Genomic DNA, 24,877 nt, shown 5'->3' on the forward strand with positions numbered 1-24,877 from the left:
GCACCCGGTCCGGCTTTCTGACAACAAACACTGATATTCGAAGCTTGTTTTGGGAGTCCGAAATATACACCAACCTTCCAAATTGTGAACGCTCATCGTACCCATGAACACATGATAAAACTCTATCTAATTGAGCTCACCTCCACCCAAATTATACAAACACTTGACAATTCATAGTTAGGCGTATTCTTAAATTATAAATATTTGGAAAAATTTGTAGACGAAGTGGCCTCGTTCTTTTACAAACCTCAAATATTAGCGATCGTTCAATAGACTCTTCGCGTCTGTATAACTGCTATGTATGTTTGTACTTTATTAAACCCATTTTCCTGCCCAAGGAGGTGGCAAAACAAAAATATTTCCACGATTCAAGCGTTAACGTGCATATGTACGGAAATCGTTGTAGCCGACAGTAGAAAAATCAATTTAATAAAAAATCAATTTAATAAAAAATAAACTTTAAAATAGAATAGAATTATGGAATAGCGTTTCGTAGTGTGAGTAAAGTATTTTAAATTTAAGTGTGAGATCTTAGAAGTAGGCAAAACTGGAAGTGGACTGAAACCTTAGATTTATAGCTAAAGATTTCAGTATCATAAATGAAATTGATAAGATAACGTCGAGGTAATGCAGGATGTTTTGTTTAACAAGTAAACGTAACATATAACTATTTATTTACATGATAAAATATAAATTTGAAAAATGTCAATGATTTTTAAATTCCTCATAATATAAATTATTTGGAAAATAAACAATTCTGCAACATAACAAATATTTGCACATCACTAACCGCCATAAAGCGACAAAAAATGCTGGGACCTATAACGGTCAGCACCAGCTTCTCCATGGAATCATTCGATTGTTGCTGAGGTTTGTTGTACAATAGACTCCATATGGGGATTTTTGTGCAGAGGACTGCCGGAATCCTGAATTGACTGCTGAAGGATGGATTGTACATGTATGTAGCACAAGAATGGAAAGATTATGAAGTAGTAGATACAGGCGGCGGCGAAAAGCTGGAGCGTTGGGGCGATATTGTCCTGCGTCGGCCCGATCCGCAAATTATATGGCCTTTGTCCCAGGAAACAGCCGAGTGGCGCGATGTTCATGGACATTACCACCGCAGTTCCTCCGGGGGCGGCAGCTGGGATATGAAGAAGCCTACTCCCGAGCGTTGGACGATCAGCTACGGGCCGCTTAAATTCCACATTAAACCGACCAGCTTCAAGCATACCGGTCTTTTTCCGGAGCAAGCAGCGAACTGGAGCTGGATGATGGATAAAATCAAAGGCGCTGGCAGACCGATTTCGGTACTGAACCTGTTCGCCTACACGGGGGGAGCCACTACTGCCGCAGCGTATGCTGGAGCAAGTGTTGTCCACGTGGATGCGGCCAAAGGTATGGTGCAATGGGCGAAGGAAAACGTGCAATTGTCCGGTTTAGCCGACCGTCCGGTGCGCTTCATCACAGACGACGTATTCAAGTTCGTACAGCGGGAGCAACGCCGGGGAAACCGGTATGATGCGATCATTATGGACCCTCCTTCTTACGGGCGCGGACCAAGCGGAGAAACATGGAAGCTGGAAGAAAGCCTGTATCCGTTCCTGGAATCCTGCATGAGTATCATTTCAGATCAACCGCTGTTCATGCTGATTAACTCCTATACCACAGGGATTTCGCCTACCGTACTGCGCAACATGCTGAGTATGACGATGCAACAAAAGTATGGCGGTCAAATCAGCGCTGGTGAAATCGGATTGCCGATTACCCGCTCGGGGCTGAATCTGCCTTGTGGTATTCTCGGACGCTGGGAGGCTTAATTCCTCCTATGACTCCAGATGAACTTACCCGGCACGGACACGCACAGCCGAATATCCCTGTTCTATATGAGGACAACCATGTTCTGGCCGTTGTAAAGCCTGTCAACGTTCCGACACAAGAGGACGCCAGCGGTGATCCTGATCTGCTGTCTTTACTCAAGGAAGACCTCAAAATCAGACACGATAAGCCTGGTAATGTCTTTTTAGGACTGGTTCACAGACTGGATCGGCCTGTAGGCGGTGCCATGATCTTTGCCAAGACGTCCAAAGCCGCTTCTCGGCTGTCAGAGTCGGTTCGAGGCCGTAGTTTCCGCAAGATGTATGCAGCGGTTCTAAACGGTGTTCCCGCGGCCTCACAAGGCCGTCTGACCCATCATCTGCTAAAGGACAGCCGCACTAACACGGTTCAGGCAGTTCGTCCTGGTACGGCCGGGGCCAAGGAGGCCATTTTAGAATACCAAGTGCTTGGGCAAGCAGATGGGCTCAGTCTTGTACAAATTGACCTACACACCGGACGCTCGCATCAGATTCGTGTACAGATGCAGGCTATCGGCTGTCCTCTATACGGGGATCAAAAATACGGTGGCAGCCTGAGCCGCCCAGGTCAACAGTTGGCGCTCTGGTCTCTGCTTGCCGGGGCACCGCATCCTGTTAGCAAGGAGCACATGAGCTTCCACTCGTTCCCTCCAGCCCAATTCCCATGGAGTGAGTGGCCCAAATCGCTTTATGAAAGCATGATCAAAGCTGAAAATTGAGCAGGCATATACAAAAAGAACCCGTAACGCATGTAATCAAACAAACATGCATTACGGGCTCTTTTTTTGTTAAAAATCTGATAGCCCTCCCGTCCTTATGACGAGGAGACCACAGACTGCCCTTTCTTGCTGTTCACCAACTGCTGACGGGGCCGAGCGTTTTGAGCATTCGTATTCTTGATGAAAAATGCCAAAATCAGGGCCGTCACACTCAACAGCGTCGCAATGATAAAGGCTGAGTTGATACCATAAATCGTAGCCTGGTTGCCTGCTGCCAGCATCTCTGCTTTATTTGTAACAGATAATCCCTCAGATGCAACAATATTCGTCAGACGGTTGCTGCTTTGAGTCGACATCACCGTCACCAGAATTGCTGTTCCGATTGAACCGGAAATCATACGCAGTGTATTACTCATCGCAGTACCATGCGCATTCAATCGTTGCGGAAGCTGGTTCAACCCGGCCGTTTGGATCGGCATCATCAGCAATGACATTCCGAACATCCGAACCGTATAATTAGCCAGCAGCGTCATGTAGGTCGTTGTCTCGGTCAAGCGTGTGAACTCCCAAGTCGTCACAGCCATGATCAACAAACCGATCACAGACAACCATCGTGCTCCGATCCGGTCAAAAATAGCTCCGGTTACAGGAGACATCACCCCCATCAGAATCGCCCCCGGCAACATCAGCATACCGGACTCAATCGGTGAAAATCCGCGAATATTTTGCAAATAAATCGGCAGTAATATCATACCTGCGTACAAAGCCATCGTCACAATGACATTAATGATTGTCGTCAAGCTATACACATCATATTTGAAGATACGGAACTCCAGCATAGGTTCATCAACCTTCAGTTGGCGAACAATAAACAGAATGAGCGCGATCGTCCCCACAATAAGTGTAGACAGGACCGGAATACTTCCCCAGCCCGATGTTCCTGCATCACTAAAGCCGTATAACAGTCCGCCGAAACCGAGCGTAGACAAAATAATACCGGGAATGTCCAGCTTAGGCTTGGATTGCTCCGTTACATTTTTTAGAAAAATAAATCCAATCACAATCGACATCACTGAAATCGGCAGGATGATCCAGAACAGTACCCGCCAGTCATAATGCTGGACTATATAACCGGATAAGGTTGGTCCAATGGCTGGAGCAAAACCCATCGCAATCCCCAGCGTTCCCATCGCCCGCCCACGACGCTCTATTGGGTAGATGTTCAAGATAACGACCATCATTAAAGGCATCATAATACCCGCACCCGCGGCCTGAACGAGACGTCCGATCAGCAATATGCTAAAACTGGGCGCAATAGCGCATAACAGCGTGCCGATTGAAAAGATAATCATCGCACTAATAAACAATTTACGTGTGGAAAAACGCGCAATCAAAAATGCGGTCACCGGGATCAATACCCCGTTCACGAGCATAAAGCCCGTACTAAGCCACTGAGCTACATTGGCATCTACATTCAGATCACTCATCATTTTCGGTAAAGCCACACTTATCAACGTCTGGTTTAAAATCGCAACAAACGCGCCAATCAACAGAGCGGCCACAATGGGTGCTCTGCGTACATTACCTGGTAGTGTCATTTGAGGACTGCTCAAGTTGATTCATTCCCTTCGGTGTCAATTTCATTATCATTTGTTTATGGGTATCCAGAACCATCTCCAGATGCTCCTTCGGGATGTCCAGAATGGGCAAGACGCGCTCCATCCACATGGCGTCTACTTTTTGCATGATGTCTTTTCCTTCCGGGGTAAGCGTCAGCACTAAGGATCTACGATCATGCTCATGCCGTCCGCGAGCGATATATCCTGCCTTGGTCAAGCGGTCAACCACCCCGCTCATGGAGCTACACCCCATATGGGCTATGTCTGCCAGCTCGGATAACCCGATATTGGGTCGTTTATTCAGAATCGCCAAAGCCATGTGCTGAACGGCTGTCAGTTCCAAATGCTGCTCCTCATTCCAGAAGGCATAAAATATCGTTTTGTTAACCTCCCTTACCGACTGAATAATCCGGTACACCTCAAGTCTGTCTTCCTCTCTGTCACTCACTGGAACCATCCTTCTTCCCATTACCCAATTCACATTCCATATACATATTAAAGCAATTATTCGTATACGAAATGTTATTTATGTATAACTAATTTTATCATGTTATATGTAAATGTCAACATTCACCCCTGTAACAGACATTAGGTATTGAAAAGAACATCTGAAACTTGCAGGATACAACAAGTCATTTAAAAAAGTGACAACAGCTACAGAATGTGTTTTTTCAGCACAAAAAACGCGGACATATGTGGCCCATTTGGCCAGCATTATCCGCGCATTTTTATTTAGAATATTAAAGAGACGGTCTGTTCATGTAAGCCGTTTTTCATTCAACTGATGTTCCGCTTACTCCGCTCGCTCTATTTGTTCCTTTACTCCCTTTGCCTCGCTTGCCGATGCAGACGGTTTCGTCTTTGTGGTGATTTTACCCAACAGATAAACCAGCAAATTTTGATTATGCTGCGAAATCCGGTTTAGTGCAGAGCCCAGAAAATCATCTCTTATCTGCAATCCCCGTTCAGCTTCTTCTCTCCCTTGATCCGAAATAACAATCCATACGATTCTACGGTCCTTTACGTCTCTAAAGCGGGTGACCAGGCGATTCCGCTCCATCCGGTCCAGCAGCATCGTAACCGCCGCAGGTGTGGTTGCGAGATACGGGATCAGTTGAGACGGTTTCATGCGGCCGTATTCGTTCAGAACCTCCAGCACCGTAAGCTGAGCCTCAGTCAATGATGGAGCCAACTGCTGCTCCATATGAACCTTGTAATCCTTAGCCATTCTGGACCAGATTTTCGCAAATTCGGTCGTTTGCATTTTGCCTCACTCCTTTGAATAACAGGGTCAGTAAAAGCATCAAAGTTACCGTATGGGCCACCGTCCGGATTGTATTTCATCACATTAAATTTTCGCCATTCAGCCCTGGTTTCCTGCCGTTTTTGGAGCATCAATTGAAAAGGGGAAGGAAGTCTCACTTCGGTTTTGGAGGCTGCTCAGGGTTCGACAGCATGACGGCAAAAAGGTCCTCATTCGTGCCGGAATGGCACGAGAGGACCTCTCTTTTTCGAGCTAAAAAGCGCTTGACTTTCCTGTTATTCTATGGACTGGGAAGCCAGCGGTTCACTACGCGGCAGCACATTCACAATTTCGTCCTTCTTCTCCAGAGGAGCCAGCAGCTTGCCTGTATCCTTGCGGTCGGTCAAAGGAGCTTTTTCCGAAAGGAAAGACATCGTCTGCCCTTCTGCAGTGATCGCAAATAATTGAATAGCTTCACGGCAATAGAAGGCAGCCACGATCCGAGTTCCGTTCGGACGTACTCGTTTACCTTCCTTGAACTCAAAGGTGGTGATTCCTTTACCGCCTCGTCCCTGAGCAGGATAATCCAGTAGAAGCGTACGCTTGCCATAACCGGACTCAGTCAGCACCAGTACTTCTCCTTCATCCTCTACCACCCACAGCGCTGCGACAATTTCATCGCCTTCCGCCAGTTGTATACCTTTAACACCTGCCGAGACGCGGCCCATCGCATTAACCTCTTGCTCCTTGAAGCGTATGCTCATCCCCGCACGGGTAATCAGCATAATATCCCGGGTGCCGTCGCTTAGCGTTACCGACAACACTTCATCGTCCCCTGCTACCTTGCAGGCTGCTACAGCACTGGAACGTTTCGTTGCATATTCCGTCAGCTCTGTCCGCTTCACTTGGCCCTTCTTTGTTACAAACACCAGACTTTTGCCGATTTCCTCAATGTTTTTGACCGGAATAACACTCACGATACGATCATCCTTGGTTAACGGAATCACGTTAACAATCGGAGTTCCCGGCTCTTTCCACTTGTACTCCGGCACCTGGTGCACAGGCAATAAGAAATATTGTCCGCGTTGAGTGAAGACGAGTAACACATCCAGTGTGTTGACATCAAGCAACTGGGTGACATAATCCCCTTCCTTAACGCCGGAAGCTGAGCGCTCCCCACCGGAACGGGTAAAGGACAGCATACCTGTACGCTTCACATAGCCGTCTTTGGAAAGCGTCAGCAATACGTCCTCTGCCCCAACCATGACCTCCAGATTTACCTTAATCTCTTCAACCTCACCCTGTATGTCTGAACGGCGGTCAATGCCGTACTTCTCACGGATTTCCAGCAGTTCCTTGCGGATCAAACTGATCAGCTTGCGATCACTTTCCAAAATAGAACGGTACTGGGTAATTTTTTTCTGGATTTCACTTAATTCCTTTTCCAGCGTAGTGATTTCCAGATTCGTGAGACGGTACAGCTGCAAGGTCAAAATAGAATCAGCCTGACGTTCGCTAAAGCCAAACATCCATTGCAAATTATTTTGCGCGTCCTGGCGATTTTTGGAAGCTTTAATGGCCGCAATGACCTCATCCAGAATGTTCAGCGCCTTGACCAAACCTTCCAGCACATGGGCACGATCCTCCGCCTTTTCCAGCTCAAACTGGATACGGTGTGTGACAACCTCGCGTTGATGGGCGATATATGCTTCCAAAATGGACTTCAATCCAAGCTGATGCGGCGCTTTGTTCACAATGGCTACCATGTTGAAGTTGTATGCCACCTGAAGGTCGGTTTTTTTCAGCAAATAAGCCAAAATCCCTTCCGCATCGGCTTCCTTCTTCAGTTCCACCACAATTCGCAAACCGTTCCGTCCACTCTCGTCACGAACCTCGGCAATCCCTTCCACCTTTTTCTCCAGACGGATATTCTCCATGGCGGTTACGAGCCTTGATTTAACAATCTGGTATGGAATCTCCGTAATGACCAGTTGCTGCTTACCTCCGCGCAAAGACTGAATTTCCGTTTTGGAACGGATATAAATACGCCCTTTACCTGTGCGATAAGCGTCTTTAATGCCTTCGCCACCCATAATCAGTCCGCCCGTCGGGAAATCAGGACCTTTAATAAAGGTCATAATCTCTTCCAGCTCAATATCCGGCTTTTCCATCACAGCAATGCTGGCGTCAATGACCTCACGTAAGCTGTGCGTTGGAATTTCAGTCGCGAATCCGGCCGAAATTCCGCTGGAGCCGTTTACTAGCAGATTCGGATAGCGGGAAGGCAGCACAACCGGCTCCTTTGCCGAGTTATCAAAGTTATCCTTGAACATAACCGTGCGTTTTTCGATATCACGCAGCATTTCCATCGCGATAGGAGACAGACGGGCCTCCGTGTACCGCATAGCGGCTGCCGGGTCATCGTCCTGGGAACCCCAGTTGCCGTGACCGTCCACTAGTACGTGACTCATTTTCCAAGGCTGCGCCATCCGCACCATTCCGTCGTAAATCGACGAGTCACCGTGGGGGTGATAATTACCCATAACATCACCGACGGTTTTGGCAGATTTCCGATATGCTTTATCCGGTGTGTTGCCGGAATCGTACATGGAGTACAAAATCCGGCGCTGTACTGGCTTTAATCCATCCCGCACATCGGGTATCGCTCGATCCTGAATAATATATTTGGAATATCGGCCAAAGCGGTCACCGACCACTTCCTCCAGAAAAGCTGGCAAAAATTGCTCCGATAAGCTCATGTATACACCTCATTTGATAGCACTACTCTACATATTCCGTAAAATCTACGTTTTCCACAATCCAGCGCTTGCGCGGATCAACCTTGTCGCCCATCAATGTGGACACACGGCGTTCAGCCTTGGCTGCATCCTCAATCTGGACGCGCAGCAGGGTACGTGACTCGGGATTCATCGTCGTTTCCCATAACTGATCAGGATTCATCTCCCCGAGTCCTTTATAGCGTTGAAGCTCAAAATTCCGTCCAAATTCCTTTAAGTAATTATCAAGCTGCTCGTCAGTCCAGGCATAACGTACCGTTTCGAGCTTACCCGACTTCCGGGTTATCTTATACAATGGCGGTTGAGCGATAAATATGCGTCCCGCATCAATCAGCTCTTTCATATACCGATAAAAGAACGTTAGCAGCAGCACTTGAATGTGCGCGCCGTCCGTATCCGCATCCGTCATAATGATGATTTTGGAATAATTGCTGTCTTCCAGCGTAAACTCTGTTCCTACCCCCGCCCCGATTGCTGCTGTAATCGCGCGGTACTCATCATTTTTCATAACATCCGCCAGCTTGGATTTCTCCGGGTTCATCGGCTTGCCCTTCAAGGGCAAAATAGCCTGAATTTTGGAATCCCGTCCCTGCTTCGCCGATCCTCCAGCCGAATCACCTTCCACGATAAATAACTCGTTTCGTGTAAAATCCTTGGACTGCGCAGGCGACAGCTTGCCGTTCAGATTAGAGCTTTCACTGCGTTTCTTGCCGGAACGCATTTCGTCACGAGCCTTACGTGCTGCTTCACGCGCTCTGGACGCCTGTACTGCCTTTTTGATTAACGTTTGCGCGACCTGCGGATTTTCCTCCAGAAAACGCTGCATCTGCTCCGATACAATCGCATCCACGGTACTGCGTGCGGATGCGCTACCCAGCTGATCCTTTGTCTGGCCGACGAATTCAACCTCAGCCATCTTGACACTGATTACGGCCATCATTCCCTCTCGCAAATCATTGCCTTCCAGATTTTTATCCTTTTCCTTCAGCATTACCGTGCGTCGCGCATAGTCATTCATGACACGGGTGTAAGCGGTTTTGAAGCCCGTTTCATGTGTACCCCCGCCCCGTGTCGGAATGGAGTTGACAAACGAAGCAATCGTTTCGGTATAACCTGCATTGTACTGAATGGCAATTTCCACCTCAACGTCTTCCTTCTCTGCATTGAAGTGAATGACGTCATGCAGCACGTCCTTGCCTTCATTCAGAAAAGCGACAAACTGACTCGCTCCGCCCTCATAAAAATACTCATCCGACTTCCCGCTGCGTTCATCTTTAAGCTGGATACGGAGACCCGAGTTCAGAAAAGCAATTTCCTGAAGCCGTTCGGCCAGCGTATCGTAGTTGAAATGAATGCCTGCCTGGAATACGCGAATATCCGGTTTAAATGTAATTTTGGTGCCCGTCTTGTTGGTATTGCCCAGCACTTCAAGGCCTGTGGTCGGTTCCCCGACATGCTCCACGCCCTTCTTGTCCTGCCAATATTCAAACCGCTGACGGTGAATCTTGCCGTCCCGGTAAATTTCCACTTCAAGCCATTCCGAAAGAGCGTTCGTTACGGACGCGCCCACACCGTGCAGACCCCCGGACTTTTTATATCCCGAACCGCCGAACTTACCTCCGGCGTGCAAAATGGTAAATACTACCTGTGGTGTTGGGATTCCTGTTTTGTGCATTCCCGTAGGAATACCACGCCCGTTATCTGTTACTGTAACGGAACCGTCCTTATGCATTGTAATGTCAATGCGGGAGCAAAACTTGGCAAGATGCTCATCAACCGCGTTGTCCACAATTTCCCATACCAAATGATGTAGTCCCGAAGAACTGGTGCTTCCAATATACATGCCCGGCCGTTTGCGAACTGCTACAAGCCCTTCGAGCACTTGAATGTCGTCCACGCCATATTCCAAAGCTCCGTTCTGAGTGCCGGACGCTCCCGCAGACAAGTCGATTTTGTCGACCATTCATGCTCCCCCTTTGTCTAATCGTAACCGTGTTTTGCCTTATTCTCGATGATTTTCACCAAAAATGCAAACAGATGTTTTCTTTTACCTTGTCCATTTTAATTCAATATATCCCGTTTCGTAAAGACGGCGAATGAAACAATCAGCGCCGCAGCCCCCCAAATGCCCAGTACAGCCAAAGAAAACGGCAAGGTCATCCCCTCAATCGGGGCGGGGCTTCCTGATAAATAATCGGTCAATTCGAGGTTGACCATAAATAAATATTTGGCACTCTGCCAGGATGAGGCCATGTTCGTTAAAATTGTGCCTGAAATAAGCGCAGCCATCATTACCACAATGCTTGCCGCCGTACTGCGTACCAGCACCGATACCATAAAGGCAAGCGAGGCTACCACGAGACTGACGAACCAGATTAATCCGGCTTGTAGCATCAGATAGTACCATTGCGGGATCGCATGTACCGCAGACATATCCACCGTCGATCCAACAATTTGAAAGCCCGTAAATACCGGAACATTAAAACCGCGAAAGCCAAAAAACAAGCCCGATATAAGATAACTAATCACAAACACAGCCAAAATGATGAGCGAAACGAACATATATAGCGTTAGCAGCTTGCTCAGCAGTACCTTCCACCGCCTGACAGGACGGGTCAGCAGCATTTTTATGGTACCCGTCGTTCGTTCTCCTGAAACCAGATCGGAGGCAATAGCCATAATAAGCAATGGAACGAACAAATTAATGGAATTGTCCATAAACTCTCTGGTAAAGGTTACGCCACTTGGCTCATTCGGGTTCACGTCATTTTCCAGATAATATTGCATTTGTTGGACAAATACTCGCCTGTAGGTCTTCCATTCTTCCGGAACCCGGTCGCTGCCCAGCGAATTTTGGTTGTCGGTAATGGCCTGACGCAGCTCCAGTCGCCAGTCATTGCCGAATTTTTCGCGGTTATTTTCCGCCACCTTCATCTGAGCGTACGTAAAAATCGGCACAAGCACAAGCAAAACAAGTAAAATGACATAAAATCGTTTCTTCTTGATGATTTTGAGCGTTTCATTTTGTACGAGCGGTAAAATGTTATTCAAGAATCTCACCTTCCGTCATTTTCAGGAATAGCTGCTCCAGTGTAGGGTTGATTTTGCTTACACCTTTAACGGAAATGCCGGAAGCCGTCATTTGTACGACCAGCTCCGCGATATGTTCTTCGTCCATTTCAGTAAAAATGGCATCCGCTCCGCTGCCTGCAACAATGCTGTCATCAATCAGTTCATCGGCATTCGTAATAATTCGCACATGCGGATTTTTTTGCAATAGGGCAAGGCCCTGATCACGAGGCTCCAGTTGCCATACGGCCATGTGCGAGTGCGTCTCAACCAGTTCCCGCACACCACCAACAGCCAGCACCTTTCCCCGACTTATAATTGCCACACGATCACATAACAACTGGATTTCACTAAGCAAATGACTGGAAACAAATACAGCCATGCCCTCTGCCGCCAACAGACGGATAAAAGCTCTCATCTCCTTGATCCCCTTGGGGTCCAGCCCGTTTGTCGGTTCGTCCAGAATAAGCAGCTTGGGTTTGCCAAGCAAGGCCTGGGCAATACCGAGACGCTGACGCATCCCGAGAGAATACGTACTTACCTTATCATGAATACGGCGATCCAGCCGCACCAGCTCCACCACTTCACGAATACGCTGTTCATCCACACCAGGCTGCATCCGGGCAAAATGCTCCAGATTCTCCCACCCTGTCAGGTAACTGTACACCTCCGGATTTTCCACAATAGAACCGATATGCTGCAAGGCCTGCTCCGGATCACGGTTCACATTATGACCACATACCGTTATAGTGCCCTCCGTAGGCTTGATCAGATCGACCAGCATACGGATGGTTGTTGTTTTTCCGGCTCCATTGGGACCAAGAAAGCCAAAAATTTCACCCGCACGTACGTCGAAGGTTACATCATGAATGATCATTTTGCGTCCGATACGCTTTTTGACGTGCTGAACAGAGAGAACCGTTTCGTTGTCGCTTCTGCCTCCGTCTGCACTGCGGATCTGATTGTCGGGATGATAGACGGATGCTCCATCTGTGGTTGTCGAAGCCCTTACTACATCGGTCTCGGTCTTGTCAGCAGATTGAATACCCATCACTTGTTCCCTCCCTTCTTCACATCAGCGGGTTGGCTGCTCGTGGACTGTTGTCCATCCCCCGTATTGTCGCCTTCCTTGGCCGCTGCTACCGCAAACCCTTGAGCGATACGCTCAGCAATTGCCTGATAGCCCTGTCCGTTAGGATGAAAATGATCAGAGGATAAATAAACCGGCAAATTTTGCTGAAATAAATCGAAGGTTGGAATCAGCGTCATATTACTGTTTTGATCGGTAATCGCCATAGCAGCCAGATTCCATTCCGTCACGACGAGATTTCCCGGAATTTTCATTTCCGGCAGGTCACTGAATGGATTATATAGTCCAACGTATATAATTTTAGCCTTCGGATTGATTTTTCCGACTTTTATCAGCACTTTTTGCAAACGCTTGGCTGCATCAGGCAGAGCCTTGCGCAAGCCATTAAGCGTAGGTGGCTCTTTGCCAGTTTGGGCAGCTTGTGCCCCCTGAAACAAATCATTTCCGCCAATGGACACAATAATAACATTAGCCTTTTTCAACACATAAGCCACGCCAGGCTCATCCAGTTTGGTCAAAAGTCCTTGAGTCGTCAGCCCGTTAATGCCAAGGTTATTAATGAGCTGAGCCTTATGGCCTTCCTGATCATTTAACAAGGTTACCGACCGTCGTACAAAACCACTGCCCGAGTCATCGCCGGTTCCTTTTGCCAGCGAATCTCCTATGGCAGCTACCCTAAACTCCCCCACCTGAGTTGCAGCGGATGGCGCATTTTGTATTTGTGATGAACCCGAATTTGCAGGTTTGGTGCTAGCGAGCGGCTCGGGGGCCGTAATACTTCCTACTGCGGCAATAAATCCGTACAATAATAGCAGTGTGGCGGCGATGGACACGGAACCGACAGACCGCCAGATCCATTTTGATGAATTCACTTGTGTTCCCTCCTGATCCTTGGTGAAATAAACATAAAGCTTCTCATATCATTTTGCAAATAAACTGTTCTGAGTGTTATGAAGCATACATGTAAAAAGAAAGCAGAAAGTTACATAAGTATGTTAAAAAGGATGGCATTTAGCCATCCTTTTCATTACGCCTTTTTGGTTCGTACAGCTCATCCTTTACCTCTACATAAACGAAAAACTACTTGCTATCGGGTATAAAGCTTTTGATCCATTGTCTGAAGCTGCCCGGATTTCGGCTTTGGATCAATACCGTCCCCTCGCCGCGAAAACGGCATACAAGTGCTTCTCCGCTCGTTACACTGGACAACCAGCCTTTGGACGCTTTTTCAATTTTGTAATCCATATAGTCCGGCCATGCCACCAGATGAGCGTTATCAATAATACGCTCCTCTCCGGGTGCAACATAAATCGGATGAATGGCCCCGTAAGAGGACAAAAATACTGTTCCGCGACCGCTGATTTCAACGATAAAAAAACCTTCGCCCGAGAACAATCCTTTCATCAGATTCTGCATTTTGGTGCTGACCTCAATGCCTTCCGTACACGCCAGGAAGCCATCCTTTTGCACCAAAAGTCTATACGTACCGTCCAATTCCACCGCTTGCACATCACCTATACTTGCCGGAGCAAGCAGCACTTCAGCTGGCCCTCGAGATGCTCTCAGCTCCTGAAAAAAGAATTTCTCCCCGCTCAGCATCCGGCCTAAACCGCGCAACAATCCACCATCCACAGTCCCCTTTATATCCACACTGGAAGACATGGAAACCATAGCTCCCATCTCCGCTTTAATCGTTTCTCCGGGGTTCAACTGCACCTTGAGCATAGCAAAAGCACCTTCATGCACAATTTCGTAGCTCATTCGTTCACCTGACTTTCCCATAAGTCATTAGTTATCAATATAGCTTGGTGTTATCATACTATACTTGCAGCACTTATACCTGTTCTTGCATATAAGCAAAAGTAATAGGTAAGCGCATTATTCTATTAGAAGGGAAAACAACGTAAAAAAGCCCGCTGAACGTATCAGCAGGCCCTTAAAATTAGCTTTAAATTGTCAGTATAATGGTATACATGAGAAACATAATGACGTTTGAAGCGCTTTTTATTATCGACTTTTAGTTACGTGTGAATTCCTGTACCCAATATCCATTGTAGTAAGCTACACCGATTTGTGTAAATTCTGCCTTCAAAATATTTTCACGGTGTCCCTGACTGTTCATCCAGGCTTTCATAACCTCTTGCGGGGTTTGTTGTCCCATCGCAATATTTTCACCCGCATACGTATAAGTAACGCCGAATTTCTTCATCATATCAAATGGTGAGCCGTAGGTCGGGGATGTATGGGAAAAGTAATTGTTTGTACTCATATCCTTTGCCTTGGCCAAGGCCACTTCGGTAAGCTTCGCATTAGAAGCGAGTGGACTCAAACCTTTTTGGCTACGCTCGTTATTCACCAGCTTGACTACTTCTGCTGCAAATTGGGACTTGCTGAGCTGTGCAGCCGACCCAGCGGACTGACCCGCTCCTGAATTCGTATTTTGTGATTTCGGCTGTTTGTTTGTAGCAGGCTGTGAACCTTTTTGGTTAGCTGGCTTTGCTACTTGCTTGTCGGAAGAAGGATTCTTTGTCTTTGTCTTCGTCTTTGCTTTATCCTGTCCGGACAAATCCTGAATTACGGTCTTCGTAATCGTAGTCGTTCCCTTAGAGGTATTCACCTTATATCCGTTATCTTGGAACCATTGTTGTAGTTGGGCAGACAAATCGTCGGCTGGTGAAGCTGATGCCGGAACGATGAATCCTGCGGATAACATAGCGGTTAAACTTCCCATCACCAGTGTTTTTTTCAACATATTCTTCATTTCGTCATCTCCTTGTTGTATAATATCTTGTTGTGAACTCGCCTGGTTACAACTTTGTAATCTTTTCTCTAGCAGTATATCATGTTTCATAGCAGGATCAATGGTATAATATTTGGAAAAAAAATAGCCCCGCTCGGCAATAGCCTAAACGGGACTGATCTATGGGTTAATGAGGCTCTGAATATAATCCGGGCTTGTCAGAACTTTTATTTAAGCTTTTTGCTGAAACGGTAGCCTTGCTTTTCAAAGCCGATTCGGTTGTAGAATGCTTGGGCCTCTATTTGTTTGATGCGGTTATTCGCTCCGGTAATGAACAAATGGAAGCTTCCTTGCGCACGACCCCACTCCTCACCACAGGCCACCAGGCGCTTGCCGATGCCCTCGCCGCGATACTCCTTGCTCACGACCAGCATGGTGATTTGTACAGCAGGATCAGGATAAGCAAGGCTTTGAGCCGTATGCATGCCGATTACGCCGACAACACGACCATCCATTTCTGCGACCATCATATTCGCTTGATAGTCCTCCTGCGTAGTTCCCATAACTTCTTTCATCACAGCACAAGTCATCGGATAACCGACTTCTCTTAGCAGTCCTGTTACGGCTTCGCAATCGCCAAGCTCTACGGAACGAATTGTCAGTACTGGAATCATCACATTGTTAGACATGATTTACCTCCACTTTCAGCATATTGGCAGCTTCTTTGGCCGTCTTCCGTGCTGTTTCCACATCTCCCGCAGCGCTAAGCGCTACAGCCATCCGGCGTCCCGGCTTGGTTTCAGGCTTCCCGAACACTCGCACCTGTGTCCGGGGAAGCAATAATGCATCATGCAGACCACCGATTACAAAATCTCGTGTAGCTCGTTCTGCCTTCAAGGTAGCCGAAGCCCCAGGAGTTAGCAGTGTGACCGACGGTATCGGAAATCCGAGAATGGCCCGCACGTGAAGCGCAAATTCCGACAAATCCTGCGTAATCATCGTCACCATTCCCGTATCATGCGGACGGGGGGATACTTCACTGAATACGACGCCATCAGCCGTTAAAAACAGCTCAACGCCAAACAATCCGTAACCACCCAGTTCATCCGTAATCGTACGGGCAATGTCCTGCGCGTCCAAGAGCTGCTTGTCCGTCATGCCATGAGGTTGCCAAGATTCGACATAATCCCCATCCTTCTGAATATGGCCAATCGGTGGGCAAAAAGTCGTACCCGATACTGATCTGACGGTCAATAACGTAATTTCACTCTCAAACGGAACAAAAGCTTCAACAATGACACGTGTTGTTTTGGCACGTGCGCCTTCCAGCGCCGTATTCCAACAGGATTCAGCGTCTTCGGGTGTCCGGCATACAGACTGCCCTTTCCCCGACGAACTCATCAAGGGCTTGACCACGCATGGCGTGCCCAGCTCATGAACCGCTGACCGCAATTGCTCAAAATCATCTGCAAAGCGGTAGGCGGCAGTCGGAATTTGCAACTTCTCAGCAGCAAGTCTGCGAATACCCTCCCGGTCCATCGTAAGACGGGCGGCCCGGGCCGTTGGAACTACGTGAAATCCCTCTTGCTCCAATTCTTCCAAAGCACCCGTAGCAATAGCTTCGATTTCAGGTACAATTATGTCGGGCTTTTCCTTGCGAATCAGTGCCTTCAACGCCTCAGCATCCTGTATATCCAAACAATGAGAACGATGGGCAACCTGCATTGCTGGGGCCAGTTCATAACGGTCTACAGCAATGCATTCCACGCCAAGCCGCTGAGCTTCAATAATGACTTCTTTTCCCAATTCGCCGCTACCCAGCAGCAGCATCTTTTTAGCCCCGGCAGAAAAAGGAGCACCCCACATCTTGAACTCTTCCCCCTCTGACGAAATTGCTCTGATCTCTTTTCATCTTTATTTTCAGGGTTTAGCTCCAAGATTGCAATAGCGCTCCGCATTTAAATTTACAAAAAACGCGATTTTTTGATCTTTTTTTTACAAAAATCTGAACTGTGCTTCCACCAGCCCCCGATAAATTCCATGTTTTTTCATCAATTGTTCATGATTCCCACTTTCTTGGATCTGCCCATGATCCAGCACGACGATATGATCGGCATTCCGGATCGTGGACAAACGGTGAGCAACCATGAAGGAGGTTCTGCCATCCAGCAGCACCTGAAGAGCCTCCTGAATTTTCAGCTCTGTTTCTGTATCTATACTCGCTGTGGCTTCATCCAAAATAAGAATTCGCGGATTAGCGAGCAATGCGCGGGCAAAGGATAACAGTTGGCGCTGGCCCATGGACAGCATACCGCCCCGCTCCTCGACCTCCGTTTCATAGCCGCCCGGCAAATGAACGATGAATTCATGAGCATTAACTGCCTTCGCAGCCGCTTCAATTTCCTCATCCGTTGCATCCAGACGACCGAATCGAATATTATCGCGAATCGTACCTGAAAAAATAAACGTATCCTGAAGTACGATGCTAATTTGACTACGCAAGCTCTCCACCGTTACATCACGCACATCATGGCCGTCAATCGTGAGCCGCCCTGATGTAATGTCATAAAACCGACTGAGCAGATTAATGATGGTGCTTTTACCAGATCCGGTATGCCCGACAAGCGCAATGGATTGACCCGCCTCGACAGAAAGATTAATGCCTTTAAGCGCCTGACGTCCCTTTTCATATTCAAATACAACTTCTTCAAAATGAATATCGCCGCGAATGGACGGCAGGTCTTTGGCTCCCGGCTTATTCGCAATATTCGGCTGTTCATCCATAAACTCAAAAATTCTTTCCGACGAAGCCATCGCAACCAGCAACTGGTTGTACATTTGTCCCAGTCGATTAATCGGGTCCCAAAAGTTCCCCACATAATTGGCAAACGCAACTAGCAGACCTACCGTAAGTTGATCCGTCTGAATCAGATGCGCCCCGAACCAGAACAGCACAAGCGTGCCCAAGCCTCCGGTAATATCAATGAGCGGTCCAAAAACCTGATTCATGGCGGAAGCTTTATCCCAAGACCGCTTGCTGGAGCTGTTCATGTTATCGAAATAAGCCATGTTTTCCTGCTCCTGCGTGTACGCCTGTGTCACACGGATACCCTGAATGGACTCATTCAGATGGGAGTTGATACGGGAATTCTTCATACGTACTTCCTGCCAGGCACGACGGATGCGCACACGCAGCTTGGTAGAGATCAAAAACATGATTGGAACAGTCACAATCACTGCCAGACCAAGTTTCCAGTTAATCAGTAGCAAAATGACAATGATCCCAGTGAGCTGTACGCAGTCAATCAGGACATTCACCGCACCATTCGTAAATAGATCCTGAAGTGAGTTGATGTCATTCGTAACACGCACCAAGACAGAGCCAGCCGGTCTTTTATCAAAGAAGTTAAAGGAAAGCTTCTGAATATGCTTAAACAGATCCTCACGCAGATCGTAAATGACACGTTGACCGATAATATTGGTGAATTTAATGCGGTACGTACTGGCTGCCCATTGAATTAAATATAGCAACAGCACAGCTCCGGTTATAAGCAGCAGTAATTTTACACTCGGCAGTGCAGGCCATGTGGGAGCAATCGCCTTGTCAATGGCCAGACTGATCAGATAGGGAACGGTCAGCTTGGTGATGGTACCGAGAATCATCATGACCAGAAGGATCGGTAGGATCTGCCGGGCATAAGGCTTCATGTATGCGAGCAACCGTTTGAATTCCGACCAGTTAAACGGTTTGTCGATGATATCATCATCCTGGTACACAAATCGCTCATTCATTGGTTTTTGAAGCGGTTTGGCTTTTTCAGCGGGTACATTCATGGTCTCACCTGCCTTTCGGATACACCGTCAGGAGCTTGGGCTATGTAGTCGGCGTATTGAATATGATACACATCCTGATATGGACCTGGGGTCGCAATGAGCTGTTCATGCGTTCCTCGCTGAACTATTCGCCCTTCCTCCAGCACTACAATTTCATTAGCATGACGAAGTGAAGAAATACGGTGAGCAATAATAAAGGTCGTCCGTCCCCGCATAACCTCCTGAAAACCAGTCTGGATTTCATGCTCCGTCTCCATATCGACCGCGCTGGTCGCATCATCAAGCACCAGAATTTTCGGATTTTTGAGTAAGGCCCGTGCGATGGCAATCCGTTGTTTTTGCCCACCGGACAGCCCCAGTCCCCGTTCACCGACGACAGTGTCATAACCCAATGGCAGCTCGGTAATAAATTCATGTGCCTGAGCCAGCTTGGATACACGTATAATGTCATCCATGCTGACATGGCTTAGTCCATAGGCGATGTTGTTACGAATGGATGATGAGAACAGGAACGTTTCCTGAAACACAGAAGAAATTTGAGCACGTAAATCACGGATTTTTAAATGTCGTATATCCGTTCCATCCAGCTTGATACTGCCTGCGTTCACATTATAAGCTCGCATGAGCAGTTGAATAATAGTGGATTTACCTGATCCCGTTCCGCCCAAAATACCGATAACCGATCCCGGGGGCGCATCCAGGTTGATGTCAACCACAGCGGGTAGCTTATTCCCGTAAGCAAAGGTGACATGTTCAAATGTAACATGGCCCTCTACCTCATCAGCATCAAGCATCAGCGCATCAGCTTCATCAGTAACATCCACTGGTTGATTCAGAAGCTCCAAGACCCGTTCACCTGAAGCTTTGGACTGCGTATAGTTATTGATATGAAAGCCAATGTTCCAGATGGGACCGATAATGTACCAAATTAAGCTAAAAAAAGCGACAAGCTGACCCAGAGTCAGCGATTTTTCAATAACCAGATAGCCCCCCATGCCCAGCAGGAGAACCACACTGACAGAAGCAATCAGCTCCATGGCGGGGAAGAAACGACTCCACAGGGAAGCAGCTTGAATTTGATTACTTTTGTACTGCTCATTTCGCACTGAAAATTTTTCAACCTCATATGATTCGCGGGCAAAAGATTTGACGGTGCGCACACCTGTTATATTTTCCTGCACCGCTGTCGTCAAGGCGCTTAGTGCAAGCCGCATTTCCTGAAAGGTGGGGTGAATTCGGGATTCGAACTTAAACGTGACGAAGAGCAGCAGAGGCATGCTGATCATCGTAAAGAGAGTGAGCTGCCAGTTGATGTACAGCATCATCATAGATCCGAATACGACCATCAGTACGACATTGAGGAGTTGGGCAAAACCAAACCCGATAAAGTTGCGAATCGCCTCCAGATCACCCGTCAAACGGGACATGAGATCGCCAGTTTTGGCAGTGTCATAATATCTGAAGGACAAAAATTGCAGCTTTTCATAACAAGCATTGCGGAGTCGGTAGGCCAGATAGTTACCCAGTCGTCCACCAAAAAATCCGTGTAAAAATTGCATAAAGCCTTTGACGATCACTACGCCCAGCACAGTTAGAGCCAGTGCCGGGACTTTCCCGAAGTCACCGGGGATGATAGCGTTATCAATTAGCCGTTGGAGCAGGTTTGGATACACCAGTCCCAGGGCCGTCGCTATCGCAAGGCATAGAATGGAAAGAAACAGATAATGTCTCCTCTCACGAAAAAAGCCCTGCAATTGCCTGAGCACATCCATGTCAAGTCCCTCCATTAGTTGCACGACGTTGTTATATGGCTTAGTGAAGTTTACCATTCGCATTCCAAGGCGGCAAAGAGGATAAGAGGCCGTTTTCAGGCAGGTTCGCAATTGACGGGTGATTAGGCAAATTAAATCGCTTTCTTATCATTGAATATGGCTGATTGCTCAACATTGCTTTCTTTTTGGAGTATGCGTAAAACACCGGGTTGTCCCGCAACCCGGTGTCCTGATGAAAGCTATGCTTGTGTGCATATTTATATACTTTATCTCAGAGATTCTTCCTTCTCCAAGGCGGCGATCCGACTAGCAAGCTCTTCCCAAACCTGTGGCTGCTCACCACCCGTAAGTGCATGCTCCATACCACGAATCGTCTCCAGCATCTGCTCCCGAAGCAGAGCCGTCTGCCACGTTTGTTCCTCCTGCACCAGCGTAATGTAAAAAGAGGATAGTTGTTCTCGCTGTTGCTCTACAGCTTCCCCAATTCGCTCGCGCAGCACCGGCTCCAGCTTGGTTTGCAGACCCGCGCGACCCGCTCCTTCAAAAAATAGCTTTGGATTTTTAAAGCTGTTCCAATATTCCTTCCAATGGATGGACTCCTGCAAGGAATTTTCAATCAGTTCGGGAACAGCCCACTCTCGGGGTTCAGGAACCGTGCAATCCAGTCCTTCCAGTTGATGGTTCATATCCTCTACGCACCGTTGTACGGCCTTGCGTACCAAGCCTTGTCCCGTTTTTTCCAGCCTGAGCGTGGTTGCCAGCAATTCCTGTGACAGCTCCAGTTCGATCAGGCGCATTAGTTCACGGCCACAGGATGCAAAGGCTGAGCGAAGATCGCCCACGCCTTCCCGCAGGACAGACGGATGAAACGCCTCCGCCATAAACTCTCCAGTCCGATAAGCAAGCCGTTGGCGTACGTGAAACAGCAGTTCATCGGTTTCCCCAGACAGCACGGCTGCACCGCTGCTGTCAGACAGACTCAAGAGGGTTTGCTCCAGTTCTTCGCGGATATAGGTTAATCGCTCCAACCGCCCTTCGCGTTCCTCCACGCTATACCTGGCATCGACGGCGTGTTGCTCTAATCGGCTCCGCAGCCGCGCCAGCTCCTGCATGGCGGACGCAATGGACAATCCGGCCAGTTCTTCGGCTGCGAATGCTGAAAAATCATTTTCAAACGCATCAAAACGTGAAGCCGCACGCAGCGAAGCCTCTCCCTGCTCGGCTGCTTCCAGCGCCAGCATACTTGACAGCGGATAAATACGCGGCTTACGAATCCCGTTTGCTTGCAGTTGCTCTTGCACATGTTTGGTCACGGATAGTAGCTCATCTTCGGACGAAGCGAGATCCGCTGCATTGACGATAAAAAAGGTCTGATCCAGTGCCAACGTCTCTTTCACACGGCCCAATTGGTTCAAAAATTGACGATCTCCCTGGGTAAACGCATGATTATAGTAGGTGACAAATACAAGAGCGTCCGCATGCTTCATATAATTGAAGGTTACGCCTGTGTGGCGCGCATTTACTGAATCCGCTCCGGGCGTATCCACCAACACGATCCCCTGACGGGTCAAAGGGCAGTCATAATAAAGGTCAATATGCTCTACAAAGCATGACTTATGCTCGGAGGCAACAAAGTCCCGATATTGCTCCAGATTTACTTGAAGCTGCTGGCCCAGCAAGCTTTCAGCTTCTGTCCACCCGGCTGCGGCGGCCTTCAAAAAGCTGTAATGGGGCCGTCCGGCAGGGTGAATACCTTCCGGCGACAACGCATGTACGGCATCCAGCCATCCCTCCACACCCGGTTCTCCCAGTCCTAGCAGACGGAACGAGTATTTAAGGTCTTCACGCAAAACGTCCAACGATTTCATTTGGACGTCGGCTGTGGCATGGCGCTCCTGGCTTGCGGGCACCATAATCCGGTTAATCGCCGCTGTCGTCGGATGCGGCGATACGGGCAACACCGCTTCGCCCAGCAAAGCATTGGCGAAGCTGGACTTCCCGGCGCTGAACGCTCCGAACAGCGCCAGCGTGAACCTCCCGCCCTCCAGCGCAGCGGCGCGGGCGTGTAAATCCCGTACCACCGCCTGCATGGCAGGGTACGGACTCACTAATGCAGCGGCGGCCTCCAACCGGGACGCTGCTGCATCCAGCCGCGTGCGGCGGCCTCCGGCGGTGGGCTGTGCTACCGCCGTGCCCGCCAGCGGCTGCGTCGATGCGGCCCCTGCGCCAGCGGCTGCGGTACGCGCAGCGCCCGCTGACGCGGCGGAAACCGCCGAGGCCGTAGCGGCGGTTTCCGCCGCAGGCGCAGGCGTTGCCGCGCGAGGCAACGCACCGGGCACAGCAGCTTGCGGCAGCAGACTGCGCAGCGCGGTGGCGTGCGCAGCCGAGGCGCTTAGGCGGGCGCGGTAACGGCCTGCCGCGTCCGCCTGCGCCAGCAGCTCGGTGCGCGCGGATGCGAGAGCCGCGCGGCGAGCTTCGGCCTGCGCAGCCAACTGTGCCAGCAGGCGGTCTGCCAGCGCCAGCGTCTTGCGGCGGCAATCTGCCGTGACGGTGCTGCGCAAATCCTTGCAATAGTTCAGCGTATACTCTGGCGACAACGCTGCTTCTTTCACCGTCTGCTCAATCAGTCTCCGATCCGTCACAGGACGAATTTTCTCCAGCTCCTGCTCCAGCGCAGCCGACCACAAACCATGCCCGTCCCCCCAGGAACGCAGCAGCTCTCGAACGTGGGGGAGCAACTGCCCCTCTACCTGATCAGCCAACATACCAGTCAGTCGTTCCAAACGCACCTCCTTCTCTCGCTCCGTCTTTCCTCCGGCGAACCACAACCCGGTCTTGAAGCCCGGCCTGCGGCTCTCCAGATATTCGCCCGCCGCCTCACGCAGCTCCGCAGGTGTCAAATGGGCATGCTCCAGTACATGATCCAGCTCTTGCCGCAGCCGTTTATGCTCCTGCTCCGGCAGCATTTGCCAGTGTTCGTCCTCTTGCTGCAAGATTTCCAGTTCCGTATCCAGACGCGAAATGGCTTCCTCCCCGCCTGCCTCTTCCAGCAACGTGTTCAGTTCCTCTTCCGCAGCAGCCTGTACAGCTTCCACATGTTGATCCGCCAAATGGCGCATTGAGGAAACCAAACTGTACAACAATAGCTCTGTTTTTCGCTCCAGCAGTGCTTTAATCAGCAATGGCAGCCCTTTCCATTGGTTCCAAGGATGGTTTTGCTCTTTCAAGGAAGTGAACAGTATATCCGTGTAATTAACCTGCCATGCATGAAAGCTGGCTTCCACCTCACTACGATAACGTGTAAATGAAAGCTCTCGCTCTCGATGCTTATCTATTTGGTTAATAATCAAATATAACGGCTTGCCCCAATCTGACAGGCTTTTGGCAAAGGACAAATTATTTTCCGATTGGACATGGTTATAATCCATCACATAAAAAACAATATCCGCCCAGTGTAAAGCTGAATGTGTCGCAAGCGCATGACCGTGGTCCGTAGAGTCAACACCAGGCGTATCCATCAATACCCCTCCGCCAGCCAACATCGGGATATCCTCCCATACCTGAACCGATTCATAAGCTCCGCCATTTTTACAATATTCAGCCAGCTCGAACAGAGAGGTTTCCAGTACCTCCGGCTCCTGGTTTTCTAATGTTTTGGCCGGATGAATGAGCGCTCTCGAACGTCCGTAACGGATGGATACCACATTAGCACTCGTAGGAATCGGCCCGGACGGCAGCACTGTTTTGCCGCACAAACTGTTGATTAAACTCGACTTCCCAGCCGAAAAATGTCCACAAAATGCAATGGTCAGTTCCTCTGCTTCCGCCTTTTCCAGCAATTCAGCTACAGCTTTTGCTCCTTCCCCATCCCCGGCTGTGCGCAAAAAATCCCGCAGCCGTTCTATCGTATTCCATTCTTCCCCGGTATCTCCTGTAATCGTTTGCATCATAAGCTACAGTTCCACTCCTTGTCTCTTAGAAGCCTCAAATAGCTTTATTGTAGCATTCCTAAGTCGCTGTGAGAATCATCACAATTAAAAAGTTGTAAAAAAAAGGCGTTACCCTCAAATGCACGACTTTGGGGAAACCGCCTTTTCATCAATCATAAAAATAGTTCGTTTCATTCTGTCCAAAACG

At 48.7% G+C, this 24,877-nt stretch carries 17 protein-coding genes; 2 read left to right on the forward strand and 15 right to left on the reverse strand.

From position 1 onward, the window contains the following. Positions 1-956: 956 nt before the first annotated feature. A complete protein-coding gene (locus AC0WRU_RS13395; protein ID WP_476125037.1) occupies positions 957-1,820 on the forward strand; it encodes a class I SAM-dependent methyltransferase in 864 nt (287 codons plus the stop codon). A gap of 8 nt (positions 1,821-1,828) precedes the next feature. After that, positions 1,829-2,575: an RluA family pseudouridine synthase gene (locus tag AC0WRU_RS13400; protein WP_476125039.1), complete on the forward strand. Its 747-nt coding sequence runs from the start codon at positions 1,829-1,831 to the stop codon at positions 2,573-2,575. Between the two features lie 95 nt (positions 2,576-2,670). On the opposite strand, the gene AC0WRU_RS13405 is transcribed toward AC0WRU_RS13400, so the two are convergent. The 15 genes from AC0WRU_RS13405 to AC0WRU_RS13475 form a co-directional block, all read right to left on the reverse strand. After that, positions 2,671-4,173: a DHA2 family efflux MFS transporter permease subunit gene (locus AC0WRU_RS13405; RefSeq protein WP_476125041.1), complete on the reverse strand. Its 1,503-nt coding sequence runs from the start codon at positions 4,171-4,173 to the stop codon at positions 2,671-2,673. Continuing rightward, complete coding sequence (locus AC0WRU_RS13410; RefSeq protein ID WP_476125043.1) at positions 4,157-4,642, reverse strand: MarR family winged helix-turn-helix transcriptional regulator; 486 nt, start codon at positions 4,640-4,642, stop codon at positions 4,157-4,159. Before AC0WRU_RS13410 ends, AC0WRU_RS13405 begins: the two co-directional genes overlap by 17 nt. A gap of 345 nt (positions 4,643-4,987) precedes the next feature. Continuing rightward, positions 4,988-5,458 (reverse strand): MarR family winged helix-turn-helix transcriptional regulator, encoded by a 471-nt coding sequence (locus AC0WRU_RS13415; RefSeq protein ID WP_134914017.1) that lies wholly within the window; start codon positions 5,456-5,458, stop codon positions 4,988-4,990. Positions 5,459-5,733: 275 nt separating this feature from the next. Further along, the gene (gyrA, locus tag AC0WRU_RS13420; protein ID WP_476125045.1) at positions 5,734-8,196 is read right to left on the reverse strand and encodes a DNA gyrase subunit A; all 2,463 of its coding nucleotides are present in this window, start codon (positions 8,194-8,196) and stop codon (positions 5,734-5,736) included. 22 nt (positions 8,197-8,218) lie between these two features. Further along, positions 8,219-10,198 (reverse strand): DNA topoisomerase IV subunit B, encoded by a 1,980-nt coding sequence (gene parE / locus AC0WRU_RS13425; protein WP_476125047.1) that lies wholly within the window; start codon positions 10,196-10,198, stop codon positions 8,219-8,221. 98 nt (positions 10,199-10,296) lie between these two features. After that, positions 10,297-11,286: an ABC transporter permease gene (locus AC0WRU_RS13430; protein ID WP_476125049.1), complete on the reverse strand. Its 990-nt coding sequence runs from the start codon at positions 11,284-11,286 to the stop codon at positions 10,297-10,299. Beyond that, on the reverse strand, positions 11,279-12,355 hold the full coding sequence (locus tag AC0WRU_RS13435) for an ABC transporter ATP-binding protein (RefSeq protein ID WP_476125051.1): 1,077 nt from the start codon (positions 12,353-12,355) through the stop codon (positions 11,279-11,281). Before AC0WRU_RS13435 ends, AC0WRU_RS13430 begins: the two co-directional genes overlap by 8 nt. Continuing rightward, a complete protein-coding gene (locus tag AC0WRU_RS13440) occupies positions 12,355-13,266 on the reverse strand; it encodes a GDSL-type esterase/lipase family protein (protein ID WP_476125053.1) in 912 nt (303 codons plus the stop codon). Before AC0WRU_RS13440 ends, AC0WRU_RS13435 begins: the two co-directional genes overlap by 1 nt. Before the next feature lie 208 nt (positions 13,267-13,474). Further along, positions 13,475-14,155: a TIGR00266 family protein gene (locus AC0WRU_RS13445; protein ID WP_476125055.1), complete on the reverse strand. Its 681-nt coding sequence runs from the start codon at positions 14,153-14,155 to the stop codon at positions 13,475-13,477. 256 nt (positions 14,156-14,411) lie between these two features. Further along, positions 14,412-15,155: a CAP domain-containing protein gene (locus AC0WRU_RS13450; RefSeq protein WP_476125057.1), complete on the reverse strand. Its 744-nt coding sequence runs from the start codon at positions 15,153-15,155 to the stop codon at positions 14,412-14,414. Positions 15,156-15,361: 206 nt separating this feature from the next. After that, positions 15,362-15,823, reverse strand: a complete 462-nt coding sequence (locus tag AC0WRU_RS13455; RefSeq protein WP_476125059.1) for a GNAT family N-acetyltransferase — start codon at positions 15,821-15,823, stop codon at positions 15,362-15,364. Next, on the reverse strand, positions 15,816-17,000 hold the full coding sequence (purT, locus tag AC0WRU_RS13460; protein WP_476125061.1) for a formate-dependent phosphoribosylglycinamide formyltransferase: 1,185 nt from the start codon (positions 16,998-17,000) through the stop codon (positions 15,816-15,818). The genes AC0WRU_RS13455 and purT overlap by 8 nt, the downstream gene beginning before the upstream one ends. 129 nt (positions 17,001-17,129) lie before the next feature. Continuing rightward, a complete protein-coding gene (locus tag AC0WRU_RS13465; protein WP_025684783.1) occupies positions 17,130-18,968 on the reverse strand; it encodes an ABC transporter ATP-binding protein in 1,839 nt (612 codons plus the stop codon). Next, a complete protein-coding gene (locus AC0WRU_RS13470) occupies positions 18,965-20,740 on the reverse strand; it encodes an ABC transporter ATP-binding protein (RefSeq protein WP_476125063.1) in 1,776 nt (591 codons plus the stop codon). The genes AC0WRU_RS13465 and AC0WRU_RS13470 overlap by 4 nt, the downstream gene beginning before the upstream one ends. 266 nt (positions 20,741-21,006) lie before the next feature. Beyond that, positions 21,007-24,690, reverse strand: coding sequence for a dynamin family protein (locus AC0WRU_RS13475; protein ID WP_476125065.1), 3,684 nt, complete (start codon positions 24,688-24,690; stop codon positions 21,007-21,009). Between the last annotated feature and the right edge of the window lie 187 nt (positions 24,691-24,877).

The organism is Paenibacillus sp. 1-8 (genome assembly GCF_056316205.1).

Coding starts and splice junctions, on each gene's coding strand:
- AC0WRU_RS13395 (WP_476125037.1), top strand. CDS start 957: ATGTATGTAGCACAAGAATGGAAAGATTATGAAGTAGTAGATACAGGC.
- AC0WRU_RS13400 (WP_476125039.1), top strand. CDS start 1,829: ATGACTCCAGATGAACTTACCCGGCACGGACACGCACAGCCGAATATC.
- AC0WRU_RS13405 (WP_476125041.1), bottom strand. CDS start 4,173: ATGACACTACCAGGTAATGTACGCAGAGCACCCATTGTGGCCGCTCTG.
- AC0WRU_RS13415 (WP_134914017.1), bottom strand. CDS start 5,458: ATGCAAACGACCGAATTTGCGAAAATCTGGTCCAGAATGGCTAAGGAT.
- gyrA (WP_476125045.1), bottom strand. CDS start 8,196: ATGAGCTTATCGGAGCAATTTTTGCCAGCTTTTCTGGAGGAAGTGGTC.
- parE (WP_476125047.1), bottom strand. CDS start 10,198: ATGGTCGACAAAATCGACTTGTCTGCGGGAGCGTCCGGCACTCAGAAC.
- AC0WRU_RS13435 (WP_476125051.1), bottom strand. CDS start 12,355: ATGGGTATTCAATCTGCTGACAAGACCGAGACCGATGTAGTAAGGGCT.
- AC0WRU_RS13445 (WP_476125055.1), bottom strand. CDS start 14,155: ATGAGCTACGAAATTGTGCATGAAGGTGCTTTTGCTATGCTCAAGGTG.
- AC0WRU_RS13450 (WP_476125057.1), bottom strand. CDS start 15,155: ATGAAGAATATGTTGAAAAAAACACTGGTGATGGGAAGTTTAACCGCT.
- AC0WRU_RS13455 (WP_476125059.1), bottom strand. CDS start 15,823: ATGTCTAACAATGTGATGATTCCAGTACTGACAATTCGTTCCGTAGAG.
- purT (WP_476125061.1), bottom strand. CDS start 17,000: ATGTGGGGTGCTCCTTTTTCTGCCGGGGCTAAAAAGATGCTGCTGCTG.
- AC0WRU_RS13465 (WP_025684783.1), bottom strand. CDS start 18,968: ATGAATGTACCCGCTGAAAAAGCCAAACCGCTTCAAAAACCAATGAAT.
- AC0WRU_RS13470 (WP_476125063.1), bottom strand. CDS start 20,740: ATGGATGTGCTCAGGCAATTGCAGGGCTTTTTTCGTGAGAGGAGACAT.
- AC0WRU_RS13475 (WP_476125065.1), bottom strand. CDS start 24,690: ATGATGCAAACGATTACAGGAGATACCGGGGAAGAATGGAATACGATA.